This is a genomic window from Dyadobacter sp. Leaf189, assembly GCF_001424405.1.
Taxonomy (GTDB): Bacteria; Bacteroidota; Bacteroidia; order Cytophagales; family Spirosomataceae; genus Dyadobacter.
In genome coordinates this window covers 266,885-289,645 of record NZ_LMPS01000007.1, presented here as the reverse complement: position 1 = coordinate 289,645, position 22,761 = coordinate 266,885, and the positions used below count along the sequence as shown (strand labels likewise).

Genomic DNA, 22,761 nt, shown 5'->3' with positions numbered 1-22,761 from the left:
ACTAAATCCGTTTCTCTTCGAGTATTTCACCGCGGCTTACACTCAGGATCATGCCCATCGCCATTCCCGTAAACAGCAGCGACGTTCCTCCCTGACTGAAAAATGGTAGCGTTTGTCCGGTTACGGGCACCAAACCGACGGTTACCGCCATTGCCGAAAATGCCTGACTGACTACAATGAATGTAAGCCCGGCAGAAAGCAGCCCGCCGAACGGGCGCTTCGTGGCTTCAATTGCTTTCAGGCCGCGATAAAGTAAAATGAGGTAAAAAATGATCAGTATAGTCCCACCCACTGTGCCGTATTCTTCAACAGTAACAGCAAAAATGAAGTCCTTTTGAGGTTCAGGTAAAAATCTCCGTTGCCGGCTCTTGGCAACACCTTCCCCGTACAATCCGCCCCGCGCCATCGCCATGTATGATTGCTGCGACTGGTATACGACCACATCTTTGTCAAAAAATGCGGAAATACGGTTTTGTGCCGTACCGGCGCGCTGAGTAGAATTAAGTAGAATGGCGATCGTAGCGAAGAAAACAAGTCCCAGTGCTGTAAAGGCGAGGTAATGCAATGGCACTTTGCCCACAAACATGAGCAGAAAGCATATTCCCGCGAGCATAACAGCCGTGGACACATTACTCGTGAAAATCAGTCCGCAAACTACACCTACCAATGAAAGCGGCTCCATAAAAAGCTCGCGTGTGTTCCAGCCACCCTTAATATGCCGCGCGAGAATAAGCGATAAGTGCGCGATTAAGGCAACTTTCGCCCATTCCGAAGGCTGAAAACGCTGACCAATGACGGGTATCTCAATCCACCTGGCCGCATCATTAACGGAGGTTCCGAAAAACATCGTAAAAACAAGCAGCAGAATGGAGCTCCATACAGCCAGCCTGGTAACGTACACAAACTTGATGTAGGGAATGCGGTGAACAAAATACATTACCGCCAGAGATAGCACGCAGAGTACCACATGTTTGTAGAGGTAGTATTCTGTATTTCCGCCCATTTGGCTATAAGCATCCTTAACACTCGCACTGTAAACGACAACAATGCTCCACAAAAGCATTATAATGCAAATGCCCCAGATCCACGGATCTCCTTTCAGATTTTTGGTAAACCAGGCTTGCGTATCCTCCCTGGTTTTGTTCAGCATATCAATACTTGTTGATGCCATTGAATAAATCAGGTTTTTTTAACGGACCAAATTTCTTACCGCTGCCTTAAACTGCTCCCCACGGTCTTCATAGTTTTTGAATAAATCAAAACTGGCACAAGCGGGCGACAACAACACGATATCCTTATCTACTGCCCATTCACGGGCTTTTTCAACTGCCTCCCGGATATTATCAGTTTCAAAAATTGTAGGAACTATCCCGGTGAAATACTGCACGAGTTTCTCACGGTCTTTACCGAGAACTATCAAACCCTTTACTTTATTACTTACCAGCGCTTCAATTTGACTGTAATCATTCCCTTTATCAACACCTCCCGCAATCAGGATCACTGGCTGGCTATAACTGCCCAATGCATAAAAAACAGAATCAACATTGGTCGCCTTAGAGTCGTTAACGTAGGTAACGCCATCAATTTCTTCCACTACTTCCAGCCTGTGCGGAGCGTTTTTGAAGGATTTAAGTCCCTCGGTGATCTTAACGTGATCAATGTGCAACAACTGCGCCACTATGATAGCTGCCATTGAATTAACCGCATTGTGCGGGCCTTTCAGAGGTAGCTGGCTGAAATCCGTTTCATATACCTCATCATTCACCTGAGAAACAATCACGTGATCACGCAGCCAGGAACCTGGAATCACCGGCCGGGTCAATGAAAATCCTACTTTTTTTACCGGCGGGTTTCTTTTGCTCAGCTCCGCTTTAATTACTTCACTGTCTTCAAAATAGATAAAGTAATCGTCCTCATTTTGATTACGGATGATATTGAATTTCGAGTCGATGTAGTTTTGGAAATCGTATCTGTAACGGTCTAAATGATCCGGAGTTATATTCAATAAAATGGAAATGGCGGGATGAAAACTGACGATATTATCCAGCTGGAAACTGCTTATTTCCAGAACATAATAGTCGAAATCCTGCGTTGCAACCTGCCACGCAAAACTATCGCCGATATTCCCGGCGAGGCCGGCATGTAAGCCGGCATTTTTTAATAAGTGGTAGGTTAATAAAGTTGTTGTTGTTTTCCCATTGCTTCCTGTAATTGCTATCAGTTTTGCACGGGTATAACGCGAGGCAAATTCAATTTCGGAGATCACAGGAATTCCCTTTTTACGCAGCGCGACGATCAACGGTGCCGTGTCAGGTATACCGGGACTTTTTACGACCAGCTGGGCATCGAGGATATTTTCTGTGGTGTGTTTTTCGTGTTCAAATGCAATGTTCTCCTCTAAAAGAACCTGCGAATACTTGTCCTGGAGCTTACCTTTATCTGACAAAAAAACATCAAAACCTTTGGACTTCGCGAGAATAGCTGCCCCAACGCCACTTTCCCCGCCTCCCAAAATGACTACTTTTTCTTGCACAGGAATCAGAATTAAATATTAAAAATCGCCTTAACTACGAAGGTAAATCTTTTACAGAAAACTTTTTTTACTCTTCCAGCAATTAAGGCGAATAAAAAAGAGGCATATCAGATATGCCTCTTTGCAACAATAATTTAGTGTTTACAACTCTTTTTTCATCGATTCAGAAAGCCTTAAACGGTTGGCAAGCTTAACGATCAGGAAGATCACCCAGGCGATGATAACAAACTGGATCAGCACCTGAATAAAGTTACCGTACTTTACAGCCACCTCGGGCGTGTCCCCTACAGCTTCCTTCAACACGATTTTCAATTGCGTAAAATCTACTCCGCCGATGATCAATCCTAGAATTGGATTAATGATGTCCTCAACCAAAGATGTTGTAATCTTTCCAAAAGCGGCGCCAATAACTACGCCGACAGCCAGATCCAGCACATTGCCTTTGGCAATAAAAATCTTGAATTCCTGAAGCATAACAAGTTGAGGTTAGTTGGTGATTAAAACTGATACAAAAATCCGATACTAAGTGCCTGCGCAAACTGGATTTTACTACTTTGGTCCGCATCGTAGACCAGGATTGCGCCCAGATTTACATTGACAAACTTATTAATCTTAGCTGTAAGCTGCGCGTCCAAACGGTTATCTATATTCAATGGATGTTTGAAGCTGGAATACATCAGATACCTGAATTTCAGGTTTACATCTTTGGCGATATCTTTATCAAAATTGGCAACCACCTGGATCAGCGCTACCTCTGTTCTCACGCGCCTGCCTATAGGTACGCCATAATTATTCTGGTCCGGCGTGTTTACGTACAAATCTGTGTCTATGACGATCGTCTGACGCAATGCACCCGGCGCGAAATCAACGAAGAAATAAGGTACCGGCCGGTATTCGATACCAATTGCCTCCGTGAGGTATGCAGGGGAAAGAATGCCGGAAACCTTTCTCTTAATGCTTGCTGAGTCTGGATTATCGTCATAGGTATAGCCGGCCCCGAACTGCGACAGGAAGTTTACATTCGCAAAAAGGCTCCATGTAGCGGTAAGTTCACGATTGTATTTGGTGTCGAAAAATATTCTGTCGACGTTCTTTCTGCTTTGCTGGCCTTTGTTTCTTACAATACCATACTGAGATTGAAAATCATTTCGCCAGGCGTTTTTACCCTTCTTCTTTTCATTTAATGCATTAAAAAAAAGCCCGAGTGCAACCGAATTGACGCCCCCGCCCGTCCAGTTTCCGCTGAATGATCCCTGGTTGAGATTGGCGCCAAATTCTATTTTTTTCCATATCGTGTCGCCAGGCAATTTCAGCCTGCCTGCGTTGATTGGGTTTGATAAATCGACATTATTCTGTGAAAATGCCTGTACTGAGATGAAAAGAAAAAACAGGGAGACGACATAGTGTGAACCACGCAGTTTGCTGCTCATTATCAAAGGATTTGGTGAGTGAGGTAATTGAGTAAAAGGGCATTGAGCCGACATTAAGTCGGATAAAGTAAAGGATTTTTTCGAAACTATGCCAGATCAATGAAACAGAACTGTCTCCAGATACTTCTTTCTAAGCTTCTCACGGGACCTCATTAAACGCATTTTCACAGCGCTTTCAGTCATTTTAAAAATGTGGGCAATTTCTCTGATCGTGCGATCGTCGAGATACTTAAGATACAGCAGCGACTTCTCCTCGAGGTCTAAATGAGTGAGTGCTGCTTTCAGGCTGATCGTGTTGACCTCCTCCACTTCAAATATCCTTTGAATATCGAAATCGTCTTCCTGATCGGCGTTTTCTACATAAATGGTTACGATTCTTCGCCTGCCTGATCGCATTGTATCCATGCAGTGATTGTAAGTAATTGAAAAAAGCCAGGTGGCAAATTTGGCGTCTTCCTTGAACGAGCTCATTTTGAAGAGCAGCTTAAGAAATATATCCTGAGTGAGGTCTTCCGAGCGGGAGATGTCTTTGGTGAAGGAAAGGCATTTTTGGTAGACTTTAAAAGCGTAGCGCTCGTAAAGTTTCTGAAAATAGCGGTTGTCTTGAGAATCCAAAAAAAGCTTGACTAGCTCTTCGTCCGATACATTATGCTGCGCATAATCTTCAAATAAAAGTTCAATCATCCTGGTTCGCAATTCGCTGATAGCGTGTGTAAAAAACTAAGAGGGTATATTAATTTTCCGTAAATATTAAAAAACAACGCCTGGTATACAAATAGATACCAGGCGTTGTCAACATTATTTTATTTCGAAAAATCTTTATCCTCCAATCGATACACGCTTGAAAGATGTAACAGACAATCCTTTGGCTGTTTTTTCCAAAAGCTGACGAATTGTCAAAGAAGAATCTTTCACGAATTCCTGGTTCAGCAATGTGTTGTCTTTATAGAATTTCTGCAGCTTGCCTTGTGCAATTTTCTCTAGCATTGCTTCTGGCTTGCCTTCTGCACGTGCCTGCTCTTTACCAACTTCGATTTCGCGCTCGATAGTAGCAGCGTCCACTTCGTCTTTGTCCAAAGCGATCGGCTTCATTGCGGCAATCTGCATGGCAACATCTTTACCAAGTTCAGTCACATCAGTTCCATTCACACCATTGAATGCAACCAATACTCCCAATTTGCCATTTGAGTGGATGTAAGGAACAACCTGGTCAGCAGTTACATTTTCGTAAGCAGTGATTTCCAGTTTCTCTCCCAATTTACCAACAAGGTCAACGATATGCTCGCTTACCGGGCGGCCGTCAGCCAAAGTAGCTGAAAGAAGTGCTTCTTTGTCGGCGATGTTATCTGCAACAGCTTTGTCCAGAATGCTCTGAGCAAGGTTTTTGAAGTCTTCAACATTTGAAACTGGCTCAGTTTCGCATGCAAGCGCTATCAATTTACCATTGGTACCATCTTCGCTGATTTTCACCAGTACTGCACCTTCGGAAACTGTATTATCAGCGCGTTTCGCAGCTACTTTCTGTCCTTGTTTACGAAGAATGTCAACGGCTTTGTCAAAATCACCATCAGCTTCCTGCAGTGCTTTTTTACAATCCATCATGCCCGCCCCGGTCATTTGGCGGAGTTTGTTTACATCTTGTGCGGTAATTGCCATGATTTTATTTAATATGAATTATTAACTCGTTTAAAAAATGATAGCCCATAGCGAAATGGCTATGGGCTATTTTATCTAATCAGATACAAACATGGATTTCAAAACCCAAGCCATATCGCCCTAATTTTTATTCGTCATCACCTTCGGCTACTGCTTCTTCAGCAACTTCTGCGCGTGGTGCAGCAGGAGCAGCTTCCTCGTTGCCTTTGTCAACCTGACGTTTGGCTTCTTCCTCCTCTACCATGCGCTGATCGTCTTTATCTTGTTTGCGTTCCATCAAACCTTCCTCGATTGCTTTTCCAATCGCCAATGTGATCAACGAGATTGCTTTGTAAGCATCGTCATTACTTGGGATTGGGAAATCAACTAATTCTGGGTTTGAGTTCGTGTCGCAGATTGCAAAAATGGGGATGTTCAATCTTTTTGCTTCTGAAACTGCAATGTGCTCGCGTTTTACATCAACGATGAAAAGGGCAGCAGGAAGGCGCGTTAGGTCAGCTACACCACCCAACACTCGCTCCAATTTATCCTTTTCACGTGTAAGCATCAGGCGTTCTCTTTTCGCAATATTGCTAACCGTGGTTTCGTCTTTTAGCATCTTCTCAAGAGTCTGCATTTTTTTCAAAGACTTGCGAATTGTGCCGAAGTTTGTAAGCATACCACCCAACCAGCGATCAGTTACGTAAGGCATTTTAAGGCGTTTCGCCTCTTCCGTTACAATTTCCTGCGCTTGTTTTTTAGTAGCAACAAACATGATCTTACGTCCTGAACGAACGATTTGCTTCAACGCAGCCTCAGCGTCGTTAATGCAGCTCAAAGTTTTGTTCAGGTCAATGATGTGGATCCCGTTCTTCTCCATGAAGATGTATGGAGCCATACGTGGATCCCACTTGCGGGTAAGGTGACCAAAGTGGACACCTGCATCCAATAGTTCTTTATATTCTATTTGTGCCATTACAGATTAATGTTTTTGAAAAATGTCTTGATAAAATTACGCAGCACAGAACATCGGGCACGATAAGTACTGTCTGGACATTTGAATATTAACGTTTCGAGAACTGGAATCTCTTACGAGCCTTAGCGCGACCGTATTTCTTACGTTCAACCATACGAGGGTCACGGGTAAGGAATCCTTCTTTTTTCAACGCGCCACGGAATTCTCCGTTGTATTCGCAAAGTGCGCGGGAAACAGCCATACGGATTGCTTCCGCCTGTCCTGAAATTCCACCGCCTCTTACATTTACTTTAAGATCATAACCATTACCTCCGCTGATCACAGCAAAAGGTTGCTGAAGAACGATCTGGTGAACTTCAAATGGAAAGTATTCTTTGTAATCGCGACCGTTTACTTTGATATCTCCTTTACCGGGCGTCATATAAATACGGGCCACGGCTGTTTTTCTTCTACCTATTGTGTTGATAACTTCCATGAATTACAACTGGATTTCTTTTGGTTGCTGCGCGCTGTGCGGATGTTCCGGCTTAGCGTAAACAAACAGATTAGTAAACAAACGACGTCCCAAACGATTCTTTGGAAGCATGCCTCTTACGGCTTTCTCGATTACACGCTCTGGGTGTTTTTCGAGCAACTCACGGGGAGTCTGAAAACGCTGACCTCCTGGATATCCGGTGTGACGAACATAAACTTTGTCAGTCATCTTCTTTCCTGTCAACTTAATTTTGTCGGCGTTGATAATGATAACATTATCACCACAGTCCACATGAGGAGTGTAGCTTGCTTTGTGTTTGCCTCTGATAATTTTAGCAACTTCACTAGCCAAACGGCCTAAAATTGCATCCTGAGCATCCACAACAACCCACTCCTTGTTCACTGTGTTTTTGTTCGCCGAGATGGTTTTGTAGCTTAACGTATCCACGATTAACAAAAAATTTAATTGATTTTCAATATATTACACTGTAACAAGACAGTCCCATCGCAAAATGGGAGTGCAAATATAGAGTTTAACAAATTGAATTACAAGAATGTATTGGAAATTTCCGGCAGAGATCAATAGATGGGGAAGCTAAGTGCCACATAAGGCATATTATACAAGTTGTAAATGCGACGTTGTCTGTTATCCAGCAACACCTTACGGTCATTCTGCTTGCGCGTAACATATGCGATTTGCCCATGCAGGTAACCCAGCTTTACACCAAGTCTTTTAAAAAGGAAAATTCTCGCATAAACCTCTGATTGACCATTGAAATTCTTCAAAGCCAGAGGAGCAAAGTTGAAAATTACCGGAGAAGTTGATATCCATTGCTGATAATAAGGTGCTCCGACAGTCGGCTCTATACTGGGCTCTTTATCGTAAAAACCGCGTCGCTTCGTACCGTAAGATGCACCGATCAAGTCCGTATTTACACCCAGGTCTACCCGCCAGATCCTGAAATTAGCGCCGATCACAAAACTGACTCCGTTTGCAGAAACATCGGTGTATTCAAGAAAGTCGCTGTCCGATTTCTTTGAGTATAGATTAGTACGTCCTGCATAATATCCCCAGGCCCTGAACCCAAGTCCCGCGCGCAGCCAGGGCACATTGTTCGGACTGATTTCTTCATGGTAAAGAACCGAAGCTGCCCACGAAGAGCTGTTAAATCCTGATCCGACATCCACCCCCGCGCTTACCTGCGACTGGCGCTGCCCGAAAGCAATGCTGCTGGCTAGTGTGAGAATCAGAAGCGGTAGTATGTGAATAGTTCTCATTCAAATGCAACTGGATAAGTGATGATTTTTACAGCCTCAAAGTTATGACAGGCAAATATAACTTGCAGCACCAGAAGATTTGCGATATTGCAAATTTCGAGCCGCATTCCATTTCCTGATCACAAGTTTAAAACTAAACCCATGAAAACACATTTCACCAAAACCCTACTGAGCAAAGCTTTATGCGCTGTCTTTATTCTTATTTTCTGTTCCAAAACGCTCGTTGCCCAGGACTCCGGTGAACTTGCATTCAGGCCATTGTTTAATGGAAAAAACCTGAATGGCTGGGTGGATGTAAACACCTCCAAAGAAACCTGGAAAGTAAAAAACGGAACGCTGATCTGCTCGGGGAAGCCGATCGGCGTCATGCGGTCTGACCGGCAATATGAAAATTTCATTCTTGAGGTTGAATGGAAACACATGGAAGCCGGCGGCAATTCGGGCATATTCGTTTGGAGTGAGGGAACACCGCAGGAACACGATCCGCTGACAAAAGCAATTGAAGTACAAATGCTGGAACTGGAATATGCGCCGCAACACAATGCGACCGAAGATTATGTTCACGGAGAACTCTTCCCTACAATGGGCATGACCGCCATTCCTGATAATCCGCGTGGTATCCGCAGCAAGTCGCTCGAAAAACGGTGTAAAGGCAAGGGAGAATGGAATAAATACGTGGTGGTGTGTGTAGATGGTACCGTAAAGCTGTCGGTCAATGGAAAGTTTGTAAACGGGCTTCGTAATTCAGAAAGAAAGAAAGGCTATATCTGCCTTGAAGCAGAAGGTGCCGAGATCCATTTTCGAAATATGAAAATCATGGAGCTGCCGGGCGGCATTACCTCGCCGGAACAAACCGCGCCGCTTGTCGATTGATTGCGAACTTGATTTTCTGGATTAACTTACGACAGCTATAACATTTCTTTTACATGAAAATCTCCTTCGTCGGAGCCGGGAACGTGGCCTGGCACCTTGCTCAGGCTTTTGAAGATGCCGGCCACTGGATCTGTGAGGTATATAGCCGCGACACGCAAAAAGCCCGGCAGCTTGCTTCTTACCTGTACGATACCAATATCCAGCCGGACCTTAACTTTTCCGAAAGCGAAGCAGAAGTAATCGTTATAGCTGTGAGCGACGACGCGATTGAAAGTGTTTTGGAACGCATTGTGCTTCCCGAAGGAGTGATACTGGTTCATACCTCAGGCACACGCTCCCTGGTGGAATTCCAGAACCTGGTTGAAATTTACAGTGACGTATTTGTGCATACCGGGGTATTTTATCCTTTGCAAACTTTTACCAAAGAAGTCGAAATGGATTACCGTGAAATACCTTTTTGCATTGAATCAAAAACGGAGCTGATTGAAAACAAGCTGATGCAACTCGCCCAGAGTATCAGCGATCAGGTCAACAGAATGGATTCGGATGAGCGCTTTATCCTGCACGTAGCCGCGGTTTTTGCCAGTAATTTCACCAATTACATGCTAACCGTTTCAAATGATATACTGGAAAGAGAACAGCTCAATTTCGACCTGCTGAAACCTTTGATCCAAACCACAATCTATAAAGCACTTGCCTCCGACGACCCTTCACTGGGACAAACCGGACCGGCCCGGCGCGGCGACTGGAAAACAACCGCCAGGCACCTTGAATACCTACAGGAAACCAATGAAGACTGGACTGAGATATACCGGCTTTTGACAGACAAAATCAGGAATACATACATCTCAAAGTAGCAAATCCTGCGGGCGGGAAAAAAGTTAGCCTATATTTGCAGCATTCCCAATTCACCATTTCATGAGCGCTAACCTGACCGAGCGGTTCAAACAGATTACTACTTTTATTTTCGATATCGATGGTGTGATGACCGACGGAAGTGTTATCGCACTGGAAACCGGAGAACAACCCAGGTCCTTCAATGTAAAAGACGGCTACGGAATCAACCGCGCCATTAAGATGGGCTACCGGGTAGCTATTATCTCAGCCCAGAACCAAATGGGCGTACGGAAAAGGCTCGAGTACCTCGGAGTAAAAGACATTTTCATTGGCACCTCTCCTGACGGAAAACTCCCGGTTTTCAAAAAATATCTTGCAGAAAGCGGCCTGAGTGAATCTGAGATTGTTTTTATGGGCGACGATTTGCCCGACTACGAGGTAATGCGCACCGGCGTACTCTCCGCCTGCCCCGCCGATTCTACTGACGAAATTCTTGCATTGTCCGACTATATTTCCCCGAAAAACGGCGGCCATGGCGCGGTCCGTGACCTGATCGAGCAGGTGATGAAAGTGCAGGGAAAGTGGATGGCCTGGTTTGAATAAATACATCCAAGTGGAAAAAAGGCGGTACTTCCCTAATCTCAATGGCATTCGCTGCATTGCGGCACTTCTGGTTGTGTTCCATCACCTGGAACAGGCAAAGCATGCATTGGGGATTGCCAATTTGTACGAGCTGCCAATTATTCAGCACGCAGGAAGGTTAGGTGTCGGTCTGTTTTTCGTCCTCAGCGGATTCTTGATCACTTACCTGCTACTTGACGAAAGAGGCCGTTTCGGCAATGTGGACGCGCGCAAGTTCTATCTCCGCCGCATATTCCGGATCTGGCCCATTTATTTCCTGATCATTATCCTTTCCTTTTTCGTTTTCCCCCACATTGATATTCTTGACTATCCGGGGATTGACGAAAAGCTGAGCACAAACTCGGTTGAAAGATTAACGCTCCTTTTTCTGGTCTTGCCCAATTATGCATTCGTGCTGTACGATCTGCCTTACTGGTGTGCACAAGCCTGGTCTATCGGGGTAGAAGAGCAATTTTACTATTTATGGCCGTGGTTAATTAAATACCCGAAAAGGCGCATTCCGATCATCATTGCCTTTCTTGCTATCTCAGCGCTACTGCTTTATGCCGGCATTACGCTGCTGGATCCTTCCGAAGAATCAAGGAATGCGATTATTTCTACTTTCCTGGGACAATTTCGTATTCAGACAATGGCGCTTGGCGGGGTTTGTGCCTGGCTGGTCTACAATGAAAAAAATGCGATACTCGATCTGCTTTTCAGGAAAGATGTACAGGTGGTTGCCTATATCATGCTTGCAGCACTGTTCCTGTCAGGTGTCCACTTTTTCGGCTTTCTGGAAGTGTACGCACTCTTTTTTGCGTTCTTTATCCTCAATGTTTCCTGCAACCCGAAGTCCATTATAAGCCTGCAAAACCCGGTAATGGATCATTTAGGTAAAATCTCCTACGGACTTTACATTTACCACGTGGTTGTCATTGTCCTGATCATCAACCTGCTGAATAAATACCTGCCCGACTGGAGTGGAACAACTTATCATATCGCATTATACGTACTCACATTCATCGGCTCAGTTGCAGTAGCTTCGTTCTCATTTTCCTATTTTGAAAAACCCTTACTGGAATTCAAAGACAGGAAATTTGGCAGGTAAGCCTTACTTTTCGACCAGCTCCGACATTGTATAAAAATCGAGATTCTCCTTTTGGGCTTCTTTCAAAATTGCCTCTAAAAAACGCACACTGAATCCATACGCTCCATTCTCAGGCGCTTTATACAATGGTTCGTGGCCGAAAAGCATTAAACAAGTGCCTGTTGCATTCGCCTTTTGCATGGCCTCTTTCATTTCCTGGATCGTCAGACCTGAGTCAGTATCTATCAATAGCGCATCTACTGCGTTTTGCTTGTCATAATCATAAAAAATCCAAGGCATTAGCCTGGGCGCCAGCGCATACATTTGAAATCCGAGCAGCTTGCGTTTTGAAATGGCGACGTCTCTGATGATGTTAAAACCATTTGCAAACAGTACAGAGTCCACCTGCGCATTATGATTTCCGCCAGGGTGCGCGTAAGAAGTGGGTTTAAATCCCGCCGCTGACATATACCCCATTCCAGGTTTGATTTCCGTTTCATGATATCCCATCGGCCCCTCCGCTTCAATAAGCTGGGTAGATCTGCCGTGGATTGTCCCATGAAAGCCGATCTCGTGACCATCCTTTTCAAGCTGGCGTAGCCTGGTTATCTCGCCAGCGGATAAGCTATCGGGGCAAGTGATAAAGAATGTAACTTTCGCATTGTACTTCTGAAAAAGCGGCCGCAAGTTGTACCACTCATTGATAAAATGATCGTCAAAAGAAATTGCAATCCCGCCCCGGCGGTCCGCATTTTTCTTCTGCTGACAGCCCGCGGCAGTTACCCAGATGCAGACAAGGACAAAAAGCATTACTGCATTATTTCCGGCGATGAGCTGTTTCAATACTTCGGGAATGAAATGTTATTTTCGCTAAATTAATCACACAAATGAAAATACTGCACACGGCCGACTGGCATATCGGCAAAAAGCTTGATCTGTATTCGCGGCTTGATGAACAAAGGCTGGTACTGGAAGAAATCTGTGAAATAGCAGAGCGCGAGCAGGTTGATGCAGTAGTGATCGCCGGTGATCTTTTTGACAATTTCAATCCTTCCTCCGAAGCCACGGAGTTACTATACAGCACCTTACACCGACTTTCCGCTAACGGAGCACGCGCGGTGATCGCAATAGCCGGCAACCACGATTCCCCCGAACGCATTCAGGTACCCGACGCACTGGCCAAGGTATGCGGCATCTTGTTTGTCGGATTTCCAAACACGGAGGTAAAACCATTCTGCACCCAGGGGAAGGTCGACGTTATCCGCACTGCACGGGGATTTATCGAAATAAACTTACCAAACTGCGACTTCCCGCTACGAATTTTACATACGCCTTACGCCAATGAACAGCGCCTGAAAACCTTTCTGGGCGTGGAAGATTCAGAAGAATTGCTCCGGCTGCATTTGCAGGAACATTGGCAGATGCTGGCAGATGAATATCTGGATGAAAACGGATTTAACCTTTTGGCAACACATTTGTTTGTCATGAAAAAAGGCGACGCGGTACCCGAAGAGCCGGAAGAAGAACGGCCGATTTTACATATTGGCGGCGCTCAGGCCATTTACACCGAAAATTTCCCAGATAAGGTGCATTACATCGCACTCGGACATTTGCATCGGTTCCAGGTTGTTGATAAAAAGCCTGCACCGGCGGTGTATTCGAGCAGTCCGCTGGCTTACAGCTTTTCAGAAGCCAATCAGACAAAGTATGTGGTTTTGATTGAAGCCGCAGCCGGAAAACTGGTCAGCTACCAACCTGTTGAGCTAACGAAGGGAAAAAAGCTGCGAAGAAAGAGCTTTCACAGTATTGATGAGGCGCTTGTGTGGCTTGCTGAATACCCGGAGGATCTAATGGAGCTCACTATCATTTCTGATAATTACCTGGAAGCTTCTGATAAAAAGCGGTTAATGGAAGCACACCCGGGTATCATTCAGATTATTCCTCAAATCAAAAAAGCCGAACTGGCTGACAGTACTTCTGAAATCGATCTTTCACTCAGTATGGAAAAGCTGTTTGCGGAGTATTTCAAAAGCAAAAACAAAGGCCAGGAGCCTTCGGAAGGTTTGCTGGAAGTTTTTCGGGAGGTGTTGGGATCGGAGGAGGACTAAGGGGGTTTGTCATGCTGAGCGGAGTCGAAGCATTGTGCTTTATGCTTCGACTCCGCTCAGCATGACAAAAAGAAAAACAGCATGACAAAAAATAAAAACAGCGAAAAAAAACAAAAAACAGGCTACTCCTTTGGAAATAGCCTGTTTTTATGTTTAACGCTCTTTATATCTTAACTCGCTCTCCTCAGCTTCGCTTCGATAGTCTGCTGCGTGTGCGGTACAATGCGAAGACGCTCTTTCGGAATCAGTTTGCCTGTGTCAATGCAAATTCCGTAGGTGCCGTTTTTAATGCGGATTAATGCATTTTCAAGCTGAACAGAATATTTCTGAAGACGGGCTGCCAGCTGGCTCAGGTTCTCACGCTCACTTGCATCTGCTCCATCTTCCACCAACTTCGCCGAACCCGCAGTTATATCAGTTCCGCTGTCATTCTTTTTACTCAATCCTCCTTTAATGTAATTGAGCTCGCTCATAGTAGCATCCAATTTTCCACGAATAAGCTCTTCAAACTCCTTTAATTCTTCCTCTGAATATCTTGTGCGTTCTTCTTGCATGATCTTAATGAATTATGTTATCTATATGAAGGAGCGTTTTCAAATACAAAAATACGAGTATTCCAGCTATTTATGCACATTTAAAATCCGCAACCGCTTTCCTACAAGAAACTTACTAACACTGATATGAGGGTTATAACCAACAAAGCCACAACCTGTTCAGGAAATGGCTTTGCTGTATAACAATGCATTTTTACTTGTACATAACCGACTTCACGGCATCTACTACCCGCTTCGTGCTTGGTAATATTTCTTCGATCAGGGTCGGTGCGTATGGAAGTGGTACATCCCGGTTTGTTACGCGGATTACAGGTGAATCCATATAATCAAATGCGTGACGCTGAATGTGGTAAGTTACCTCTGTGGCAATAGAGCCCAGCGGCCAGGCTTCCTCCACAATCACGCAACGGTTTGTTTTCTTAACAGATTCAACGACAGTAGCATAGTCGATCGGACGAACAGTCCTTAAATCCACTAATTCCACATCGATCCCTTCTTTTTCAAGTTGCAGGATCGCCGGCATTACCACTCTCGGGATCATTTTACCAAACGAAACAATGGTAACATCTTTTCCCTGGCGCTTCACATCAGCTTTGCCAAGCGGGATCAGATATTCCTCGTCAGGGATCTGCATTTTATCTCCGTACATAACCTCGGATTCCATGAAGATCACCGGGTTATTGTCACGAATGGATGATTTTAAAAGTCCTTTTGCGTCGTAACCATTGGAAGGAACAACTACTTTCAAGCCCGGCGTGTTGGCATACCAGTTCTCAAAGTTCTGAGAGTGCTGCGCACCCAGCTGGCCTGCATTTCCGGTTGGTCCGCGGAATACGATGGGGCAACCATACTGACCGGCAGACATCGAAAGAATTTTAGCCGCACTGTTGATGATCTGATCAATTGCAACCAGCGAAAAGTTGAAAGTCATGAATTCAACGATCGGGCGAAGTCCGTTACCGGCTGCTCCTACCGCGATACCTGCGAAACCAAGCTCAGCAATCGGTGTATCGATCACGCGTTCCGGCCCGAATTCGTCCAGCATTCCCTGACTGGCTTTGTAAGCTCCGTTATATTCTGCAACCTCTTCCCCCATCAAAAAGACACTTTTGTCAAGGCGCATCTCTTCCGACATTGCGTCGCGAATGGCATCTCTGAATGCTAATTCTTTCATTCGTAATTATATAATTATTTAATCTTAGAAGAAACCTTCGCAAAATCCAGCTAATTCAATCAACTACTTTGCCCGGTTACATTAAAAGAGGTTTGATAAACTAGTTTTCAAAACGTCTGGTAAAATTAGAGAAACAAGGCCAATTCTCAAATGTTTAAAAACCCATTCAGGCAAATATCACGCCCTTATTTGAAGCAGGCTGTGCATTAAACAGGAATTACGTCCACTTCCACGGTAAGCGTATGTTTGCCGTAGCTGAAAATGATCCCTTTCAATGGCGGCACATCGCTGTAATCACGTCCCCAGGCCGTCACAATATGCCGCTCGCCGGGTACTACATTGTTGGTGGGATCAAAATCACACCAGCCACAATCGGGTATAAAAACCGATATCCAGGCATGCGATGCATCAGAACCCTGCAACTTGGGCCTGCCGGGAGGCGGGAGGGTTTCGAGGTACCCGCTAACATATCTCGTGGCAAAGCCGAAGCTTCGGATACAGGCTATCGCCAAATGCGAAAAGTCCTGACAAACGCCTTTTCTTGCAGCCAGTACCTCCTTAATCGGCGTGTGGACTGTCGTGAAATCAGGTACAAAGTCGAACTCCGTGTAAATTTTACGGCAAAGATTCCGGACGCATTCATAAAGCGGAACGCCGTCTACAAAACAATCCCGGCCAAATGCGACGATCTCCTCGTCCCATTTCACCAATGGACTTGGCAGCATGTATTCAAGCAATGCGATCTTCAAAGACCGGTCACTGACCAGCCGATGCCGGGCCGCCGAACAGGTAATGTCAGAAGGCATAAACAGCGTACCTGTATTCGCCTCCGACCTTTCCACAATGCTTGTTGTAAGTACCGTCAGCTCTTTATGCGGCGCATGCAGCGAGAAGTAATGCGTTTTATTTCCGTAAAAATCCGTGCGCTCTACAATCTGTGAAGGCTCCGGACTGATCTGAATGCTGAAATTGCTGCACGATTGATTCGGCAGGTTCCGCGGGGTGAGGCAAAGCAGACTGTGGTAGTTATTCACTGCCTGCGCGTACTTGTACTTCGTTTTATGTACCAGCTTATATTTCATCGGTGTTGTAATCGGCCGGTTCAAAGAAAGAATGATGCATGATCGCGTGACTGAAATACATGTTGGTGAGGCTGGTAGATACAGAGCTGATCAATTTGGCAGCTTCCGAGAGCAGGTTGAACAATTCTGTCCGTTCCAGAACCTCATTGCTTTTACACAAATCCGCCACATTCGCGAGCTTTACCAGCGTGGCCGCCTTCAAAACGGACCTTTCTGCTTCATTCAGCCTGTCGCCACGTGTGGTAACCGGCAGTTGGGCCAGGTTTTTTTTCAGCTCGTCGAGCATATATACCAGCGAATAAGGCAATGTTTTTTCCAACAAAACCATATCCAGCATTGCCTCTGCACTCAAATGCGATTTATAGATCTGCCGGTAGTTTACCAGCGAATGGTGGTTGATCAGGGTAGCCTCGATCAACTCATTTTCAACAGCCTGAGAGTTTCGAACACCGAAATTAGACTGTATCACACTGATCCTTGACAAAATCCGCTCGATCAGTTTACCCGTTTCTAATAAAAGAAAACTATTGTCGCGCGGCATACTTTCCGCAATTACGCCTAGGAAAGTGAACATGTTGTTGAAAAGCCCGTCGAGCGTTTTCTGGATATTGTTGCTGTTCATGCTCGACGCATTCCTGATCTCGTGGAATCCATTATCAATCAGGTCCACGATCCGCCAGATTTCCAGGTCCCACTGGTTCCGGACTGCGCCCACCGCATTCAGAAACGCGCCAATGTTGGAGGCAATTGAGCCTGGGCGGTTTGTATTGGAAATCAGATCAATAATTTCAATATATGGATCCTGAAAATGGTCCGTTTCTTCATCCAGGAAGCCGGGGTAAGTCGCTGACAAATGCGTTACCGATTGCAGTAAGACCTTAATATGCTCCTGCTTGGCAGACCCGCCAAAGTTACGGTCCAGATTAAGTACGTTGATGGTAATGTTCATAAACTTGATTACCGCCATTGCGCGCTCACAATACCTGCCTACCCAGAACAAATTCTCGGCGCTGCGGCTAGGCAGAGAAACGTGCTTGTTAACCGCCGCAGGGCTCGGCAAACTGATCTTATCCTGGATATCCTCTGTTTTGTCCGAAACAATCCAGGTATCCTTCGACAAGCCGCCGTATTGATTGGATATCACAAACCTGTCTTTCACAGGCGAGCTGCGCGTCAGTCCGCCCTGCATTACGTGATACCCGTTTTCGTCGGCCACCATAAATGCGCGCAATGCTGCGTATCGGGGCTCAATATTGCCGTCGACCAATGAAGGTGTGGTAGACAGGCTGACTTCCTGCTGCGCTATAAACTCGTGCGGACTTTGCGAGATCATCCGCTTTACCTCCTCCTTTTGCTGGTAGCTCAGTAACCGGCCATAAATGGACCGGAATTTTGTTTTGCGGTTGGCCTTTTTGATGATCAGCTCGTCCAGGTGGTCTAGTACGTAGTTGAGCTCTTTGGTATGCCCGCACCACCAAGTCGCGACGGAGGGCATGATCAGTTTCTCACTCAAAAAGTATTGACTGATATTTTCGATAAATGCAAGAAATGCATGGTTTTCCAAAACACTCGAACCAGGTGCATTGACTACCTGCACATTTCCCATTCTGATCGCCTGCAACAATCCGGGAACACCGAGCCGCGAATCTTCACGCAGTTCGAGGGGATCGCACCAGTCATCGTCAATACGGCGCAGGATCACATCCACTTTTTGTAAACCGTCAATGGATTTCAGCCACACACAGCCGTTACGAACCAGCAGGTCGTCGCCCTGAGCGAGCGTGTAACCCAGGTAAGAAGCCAGATAGGCATGCTCAAAATAAGCTTCGTTACTAGGCCCGGGCGTCAGATAAACGATATTGGGAGCATCCTTGCTTTTATCGGCAAGGCGCAGAACAGTGTTTTGAAGATTATTAAAATAAGGCGCCAGCTTGCTTACATACATTCCATCGGCCAGCTCGGGCAGCAGCTTGCTCATTACAACCCGGTTTTCGAGGGTATAACCCGAACCTGATGGAGCCTGGGTGCGGTTATCGACAATCCACATTTGTCCATCAGGGCCGCGTGCCATATCTGCGGCATACAATGTGAGCTGGTTGGCGCCTGGGACTTTGATATCAATGCAAGGGCGAAAAAAGCCGGTATTATCGAAGACGAGCTCGGCAGGAATGATCCCGTCTTTCACCAGGTTTCTGGGACCGTAAAGGTCTTTCAGCATCAGATCCAGCAAGACAGCCCGCTGCTGCAAACCCCTGGCAATGTGATTCCATTCTTTTTGTTCGATCAAAAACGGAATGGGATCAAGCTGCCAGGGGCGGTTCATTCCATCGGGGGAACCGTAAACGTTGTAGGTAACCCCATTCTCACGCAGCTTGCCGATGATCTCCTGATTGCGGCTTTTCAGTTCTTCCAGACCCAGCTTTTCGAGCGTCGAGAACAATGCATTCCAATGTGGCTTGACATTCCCGCGCAAATCGAGCACCTCATCGTAAGAGCTCAGGCCACTTTTATAGGATTGCAAAAGATTCACGGAAGCCTCGGTAAGCATAAATGTCAGGGATATACACCGGAAACTATTTCGATTTCCAGTATTTACGTAAATCCAGCGTATTGGGATACTCCGGATTAATTAATTCAATGGGTGTATCCGCCTTCATTTCTTTCTTGGTTTCTGCAATGAAACGCGAAACCGTACCCGACGATTTTTCCATGATCTGCACTTCCTGCCGCGAAGAAGGCGTGTGTCCAAAACCTTGAAACAGGCTGATCTTACGCGATTCTGCCTCAAATGCATTTACAGGATGTGTGTCAAAGGCACGTCCGCCGGGATGCGAAACGAAGTAGGTACATCCGCCCAATATACGGTTATTCCAGGTATCCACAATATCAAAAACGAGCGGCGCATCGGCCCCGATCGTGGGGTGTAATGCCGACGGCGGGTTCCAGGCTTTGTACCGGATCCCGGATACATATTCTCCCTTGATACCCGAGCTACGCAGCGGCACGCGACAGCCGTTACATACCAGAATATGCCTTCCTTCCACAAATCCGCTCACTTTTACCTGCAATCGTTCCAGTGAAGAATCGACGAAACGCGCAGTGCCGGAATTAGACAATTCTTCCCCTAGCACGTGCCAGGGTTCAATGCCCAGCCGGAGATCGAGCTGGATATTGTCTACCGTAATACCACCGTAATGCGGAAAGCGGAACTCGAAAAATGGGTCAAACCACGAAATATCAAAGTTGTATCCGGCTTCTTTCAGGTCATTCACCACATCTACCATATCGAGATAGGCAAAATGCGGCAGCAGGAAGCGGTCGTGCAGCTCGGTACCCCAGCGGATCAGCTTATGTTTATAAGGATTTTTCCAGAATTTGGCAATCAATGCGCGGATCAGCAGCGTTTGAACCAGGTTCATATGCTTGTGAGGCGGCATGTCGAATGCACGGAATTCGAGGATCCCCAATCTTCCCGTTGACGAATCAGGGGAATAAAGCTTATCCATACAAAACTCCGACCGGTGCGTATTGCCCGTTATATCAACCAGCAGGTTCCTGAAAATCCTGTCGACCATCCAGAAGGGCACTTCTTTGTCTTCCGGAATTTGATCAAATGCAATTTCAACTTCATACAATCTTTCATCTCTGCCTTCATCGATACGCGGCGCCTGGCTGGTGGGGCCGATGAACGGACCTGCAAAAAGGTAACTCAATGCAGGGTGATGCTGCCAGTAGGTAAGTAAGCTGCGGAGCAGATCGGGCCGGCGCAGGATCGGACTGTCGGCCGGCTTCGCGCCTCCGATCGTAACGTGGTTACCGCCGCCAGTTCCGGTGTGGCGACCATCGACCATGAACTTATCAGTACCTAATCTTGAAAAGAATGCCTCCTCATACAATGCACTGATATTATCGACCAGCTCCTGCCAGTTTTTCGCCGGATGTATATTCACTTCAATCACTCCCGGGTCGGGGGTAACGATCAGCTTTTGCACCCGGTAATCGGAAGGTGTAGGATAACCCTCAATGCGAACAGGCATTTTCAGCTTTTCCGCAGTCGCTTCGATAGAGGCGATCAGGTCCAGGTAATGTTCGAGATAGTCAGTAGGAGGTAAAAAAACATAGATAATCCCATCCCGCTCTTCCACACAAATCGCAGTCGTCACAACAGGAACATCAAACAAAATCCCCTCCTCCTTGTCACCCTGAGCATTATCGAAGGGCCCTTCCCCAGGTTTTGTCACCCTGAGCGCACCGGGCCGCCGGGCAGTCGAAGGGCTTTCCTCCTTATTCACAGGCAACTCGTAAGCGGGCGCTACCGAACCGTAGCGGTTTTGCACAGCATATTTATAATCAGGCAATGCAGGCAGATCTTCAAACGGACTGCGTTCGACGGGCTGCTCCCGCTTTTCCTTTGCAACTTCCGGCAATGCTTTCAACGGGAGTCTGTACCCCATTGCAGAGTTTCCCGGGATCAGAAAGCAGTTGTTCCTCCTGAACTGCCACACGGAACTCGTCCAGTGATCTCGCTTTTCATCCCATTTAATCGGCAATACAAATCCGGCAGGATTGTTCAGGCCTCTTTCCAGCACTTTCGCCAGTGTTCTTCTTTCAATAGAATCTTTGAGATTAACCTTTAAAGGATCCACATTGACCGGCAGCTTGCCTTCCTCCATTGCCCAGTAAATTGGGTCTTCGTAAGCAGGTGTGATATTGTTGGTATCAATGCCGAGGTATTTCGAAAGCTCGGTCGTAAAAGCTTCGGCTTCCCGAAAAGTATATTTCGTCCCGTTTTCTTTGGCTACCAGCTCATCGTTGCGCCACATAGGCACGCCGTCGTTTCTCCAGTACAGTGCATATTGCCAGCGCGGAAACTGCTCGCCCGGGTACCACTTACCCTGTCCAAAATGCAGCAGCCCGCCGTGAGCAAATCGTTTTTTTAATCTGAGTGAAAGATCGTAAGCCAGCTGGCGCTTCATGGGACCGTCGGCCGCCGTATTCCATTCAGGTGATTCAAAATCGTCTATTGAAATAAATGTTGGCTCGCCGCCCATCGTGAGGCGGACATCATTTTCCTGCAAATCCTTTTCCACATCGTACCCTACCTGCATAACCGAGGCCCATTGCTCTTCGGTGTAGGGCTTGGTAACGCGCGGGTCTTCGTGAATCCTGTAAACTTTGTTGTCAAACTCAAAGGTAACCTGCGCAATGTCAGTCGCACCGGAAACCGGCGCCGCACTTGCGTAATCAGGTGTGCAGCAAAGTGGAATGTGCCCCTCACTGGCAAACAGACCCGAAGTAGGATCCAGCCCGATCCATCCTGCGCCCGGAACATAAGCTTCTGTCCAGGCATGCAAATCGGTAAAATCTGCCTCCGGGCCAGAAGGTCCGTCAAGCGACTTGATATCGGAAGTAAGCTGCACAAGGTACCCGGACACAAAGCGCGCCGCTATACCCAAATGCCGCAATACCTGCACGAGCAGCCAGGCCGAATCCCGGCAGGAGCCGCTTTTGATGTTCAGCGTACTCTCGCAGGTTTGCACCCCGGCTTCCATGCGAATATTATAATGGATCGCCTTATATAGTTCCTGGTTCAAATGCACCAGAAAATCGACTGTCTTGATATCCCTGTGAACCTTCGACTTTTCAACAAAATCCATCAGCATCGGCCCCGATTCTCTCGGTTCGAGGTACGGGCCAAGCTCCATTTTGAGCGTAGGATCGTATTGGAAGGGAAACATTTCTGCATATTCCTCTACGAAGAAGTCGAAAGGATTGATTACCTGCATTTTGGCAATCACTTCCACGTCAATGCTGAGTTCAGTCGTTTTTTCAGGAAAAACAACCCTCGCCTGGTAGTTTCCAAATGGATCCTGCTGCCAGTTGATGAAATGGTTTTCAGGGGTAATTTTTAACGAATAACCTTCAATAGGTGTGCGGGAATGCGGGGCTGGGCGCAGCCTGAAAATATGCGGGGAAAGTGAAACACTCCGGTCAAACTGATATTTAGTCTTGTGCGAAATTGCAACTTTTATAGCCATAGTTGGAGTATTACAATAAATCAAAGTAATTTGGTATTCAGGATTATACCTGATCCTAAAA

Annotated in this window: 21 protein-coding genes; 5 read left to right on the top strand and 16 right to left on the bottom strand. The window is 46.2% G+C overall.

Annotated elements, in window-relative coordinates:
- Nucleotide 1: 1 nt before the first annotated feature.
- The 10 genes from ASG33_RS22825 to ASG33_RS22780 form a co-directional block, all read right to left on the bottom strand.
- Nucleotides 2–1,171, bottom strand: coding sequence for an FtsW/RodA/SpoVE family cell cycle protein (locus tag ASG33_RS22825; RefSeq protein ID WP_229238816.1), 1,170 nt, complete (start codon nucleotides 1,169–1,171; stop codon nucleotides 2–4).
- Nucleotides 1,172–1,189: 18 nt separating this feature from the next.
- Nucleotides 1,190–2,533, bottom strand: coding sequence for a UDP-N-acetylmuramoyl-L-alanine--D-glutamate ligase (gene murD, locus ASG33_RS22820; protein ID WP_409012546.1), 1,344 nt, complete (start codon nucleotides 2,531–2,533; stop codon nucleotides 1,190–1,192).
- A gap of 141 nt (nucleotides 2,534–2,674) precedes the next feature.
- Complete coding sequence (mscL, locus tag ASG33_RS22815; protein ID WP_056291096.1) at nucleotides 2,675–3,007, bottom strand: large-conductance mechanosensitive channel protein MscL; 333 nt, start codon at nucleotides 3,005–3,007, stop codon at nucleotides 2,675–2,677.
- A gap of 23 nt (nucleotides 3,008–3,030) precedes the next feature.
- A complete protein-coding gene (locus ASG33_RS22810; protein ID WP_056291094.1) occupies nucleotides 3,031–3,963 on the bottom strand; it encodes a DUF3078 domain-containing protein in 933 nt (310 codons plus the stop codon).
- A 96-nt stretch (nucleotides 3,964–4,059) separates the two neighbouring features.
- The gene (locus ASG33_RS22805) at nucleotides 4,060–4,647 is read right to left on the bottom strand and encodes an RNA polymerase sigma factor (protein WP_056291092.1); all 588 of its coding nucleotides are present in this window, start codon (nucleotides 4,645–4,647) and stop codon (nucleotides 4,060–4,062) included.
- 135 nt (nucleotides 4,648–4,782) lie between these two features.
- Nucleotides 4,783–5,619, bottom strand: coding sequence for a translation elongation factor Ts (tsf, locus tag ASG33_RS22800; protein WP_056291090.1), 837 nt, complete (start codon nucleotides 5,617–5,619; stop codon nucleotides 4,783–4,785).
- Nucleotides 5,620–5,746: 127 nt separating this feature from the next.
- On the bottom strand, nucleotides 5,747–6,574 hold the full coding sequence (gene rpsB / locus ASG33_RS22795; RefSeq protein WP_056291089.1) for a 30S ribosomal protein S2: 828 nt from the start codon (nucleotides 6,572–6,574) through the stop codon (nucleotides 5,747–5,749).
- A gap of 88 nt (nucleotides 6,575–6,662) precedes the next feature.
- Nucleotides 6,663–7,049: a 30S ribosomal protein S9 gene (gene rpsI, locus ASG33_RS22790; protein WP_026631735.1), complete on the bottom strand. Its 387-nt coding sequence runs from the start codon at nucleotides 7,047–7,049 to the stop codon at nucleotides 6,663–6,665.
- Between the two features lie 3 nt (nucleotides 7,050–7,052).
- Nucleotides 7,053–7,496: a 50S ribosomal protein L13 gene (gene rplM, locus ASG33_RS22785; RefSeq protein ID WP_056291207.1), complete on the bottom strand. Its 444-nt coding sequence runs from the start codon at nucleotides 7,494–7,496 to the stop codon at nucleotides 7,053–7,055.
- 131 nt (nucleotides 7,497–7,627) lie between these two features.
- Nucleotides 7,628–8,326, bottom strand: coding sequence for a hypothetical protein (locus ASG33_RS22780; protein ID WP_056291087.1), 699 nt, complete (start codon nucleotides 8,324–8,326; stop codon nucleotides 7,628–7,630).
- Nucleotides 8,327–8,467: 141 nt separating this feature from the next.
- Here ASG33_RS22780 and ASG33_RS22775 point away from each other — a divergent pair, with 141 nt between their 5' ends.
- The 4 genes from ASG33_RS22775 to ASG33_RS22760 all read left to right on the top strand — a co-directional run bounded on the left by ASG33_RS22775 (nucleotide 8,468) and on the right by ASG33_RS22760 (nucleotide 11,765).
- Nucleotides 8,468–9,199 (top strand): DUF1080 domain-containing protein, encoded by a 732-nt coding sequence (locus tag ASG33_RS22775; RefSeq protein WP_056291085.1) that lies wholly within the window; start codon nucleotides 8,468–8,470, stop codon nucleotides 9,197–9,199.
- Between the two features lie 53 nt (nucleotides 9,200–9,252).
- Nucleotides 9,253–10,056, top strand: coding sequence for a Rossmann-like and DUF2520 domain-containing protein (locus ASG33_RS22770; RefSeq protein WP_056291083.1), 804 nt, complete (start codon nucleotides 9,253–9,255; stop codon nucleotides 10,054–10,056).
- A gap of 61 nt (nucleotides 10,057–10,117) precedes the next feature.
- Complete coding sequence (locus tag ASG33_RS22765; RefSeq protein WP_056291081.1) at nucleotides 10,118–10,639, top strand: HAD family hydrolase; 522 nt, start codon at nucleotides 10,118–10,120, stop codon at nucleotides 10,637–10,639.
- Between the two features lie 10 nt (nucleotides 10,640–10,649).
- Nucleotides 10,650–11,765, top strand: coding sequence for an acyltransferase (locus ASG33_RS22760; RefSeq protein ID WP_229238814.1), 1,116 nt, complete (start codon nucleotides 10,650–10,652; stop codon nucleotides 11,763–11,765).
- Between the two features lie 3 nt (nucleotides 11,766–11,768).
- Here ASG33_RS22760 and ASG33_RS22755 read toward each other — a convergent pair whose 3' ends face one another.
- Nucleotides 11,769–12,587, bottom strand: coding sequence for a polysaccharide deacetylase family protein (locus ASG33_RS22755; protein WP_056291080.1), 819 nt, complete (start codon nucleotides 12,585–12,587; stop codon nucleotides 11,769–11,771).
- A gap of 44 nt (nucleotides 12,588–12,631) precedes the next feature.
- Here ASG33_RS22755 and ASG33_RS22750 point away from each other — a divergent pair, with 44 nt between their 5' ends.
- Nucleotides 12,632–13,852, top strand: coding sequence for an exonuclease subunit SbcD (locus ASG33_RS22750; protein ID WP_056291078.1), 1,221 nt, complete (start codon nucleotides 12,632–12,634; stop codon nucleotides 13,850–13,852).
- 170 nt (nucleotides 13,853–14,022) lie between these two features.
- Here ASG33_RS22750 and ASG33_RS22745 read toward each other — a convergent pair whose 3' ends face one another.
- From ASG33_RS22745 to ASG33_RS22725, 5 genes are all read right to left on the bottom strand, one after another.
- A complete protein-coding gene (locus ASG33_RS22745) occupies nucleotides 14,023–14,409 on the bottom strand; it encodes a TraR/DksA C4-type zinc finger protein (RefSeq protein WP_056291076.1) in 387 nt (128 codons plus the stop codon).
- Between the two features lie 190 nt (nucleotides 14,410–14,599).
- Complete coding sequence (locus tag ASG33_RS22740) at nucleotides 14,600–15,580, bottom strand: pyruvate dehydrogenase complex E1 component subunit beta (RefSeq protein ID WP_056291074.1); 981 nt, start codon at nucleotides 15,578–15,580, stop codon at nucleotides 14,600–14,602.
- 206 nt (nucleotides 15,581–15,786) lie between these two features.
- Nucleotides 15,787–16,662 carry a transglutaminase family protein gene (locus ASG33_RS22735; RefSeq protein WP_056291072.1) on the bottom strand — a complete coding sequence of 292 codons (876 nt, stop codon included), beginning with the start codon at nucleotides 16,660–16,662 and terminating at the stop codon, nucleotides 15,787–15,789.
- Complete coding sequence (locus tag ASG33_RS22730) at nucleotides 16,652–19,210, bottom strand: circularly permuted type 2 ATP-grasp protein (protein ID WP_056291070.1); 2,559 nt, start codon at nucleotides 19,208–19,210, stop codon at nucleotides 16,652–16,654. The genes ASG33_RS22735 and ASG33_RS22730 overlap by 11 nt, the downstream gene beginning before the upstream one ends.
- 25 nt (nucleotides 19,211–19,235) lie before the next feature.
- Entirely contained in the window at nucleotides 19,236–22,700 is a 3,465-nt protein-coding gene (locus tag ASG33_RS22725; RefSeq protein ID WP_056291068.1) for a DUF2126 domain-containing protein, read from the bottom strand.
- Nucleotides 22,701–22,761: the final 61 nt, after the last annotated feature.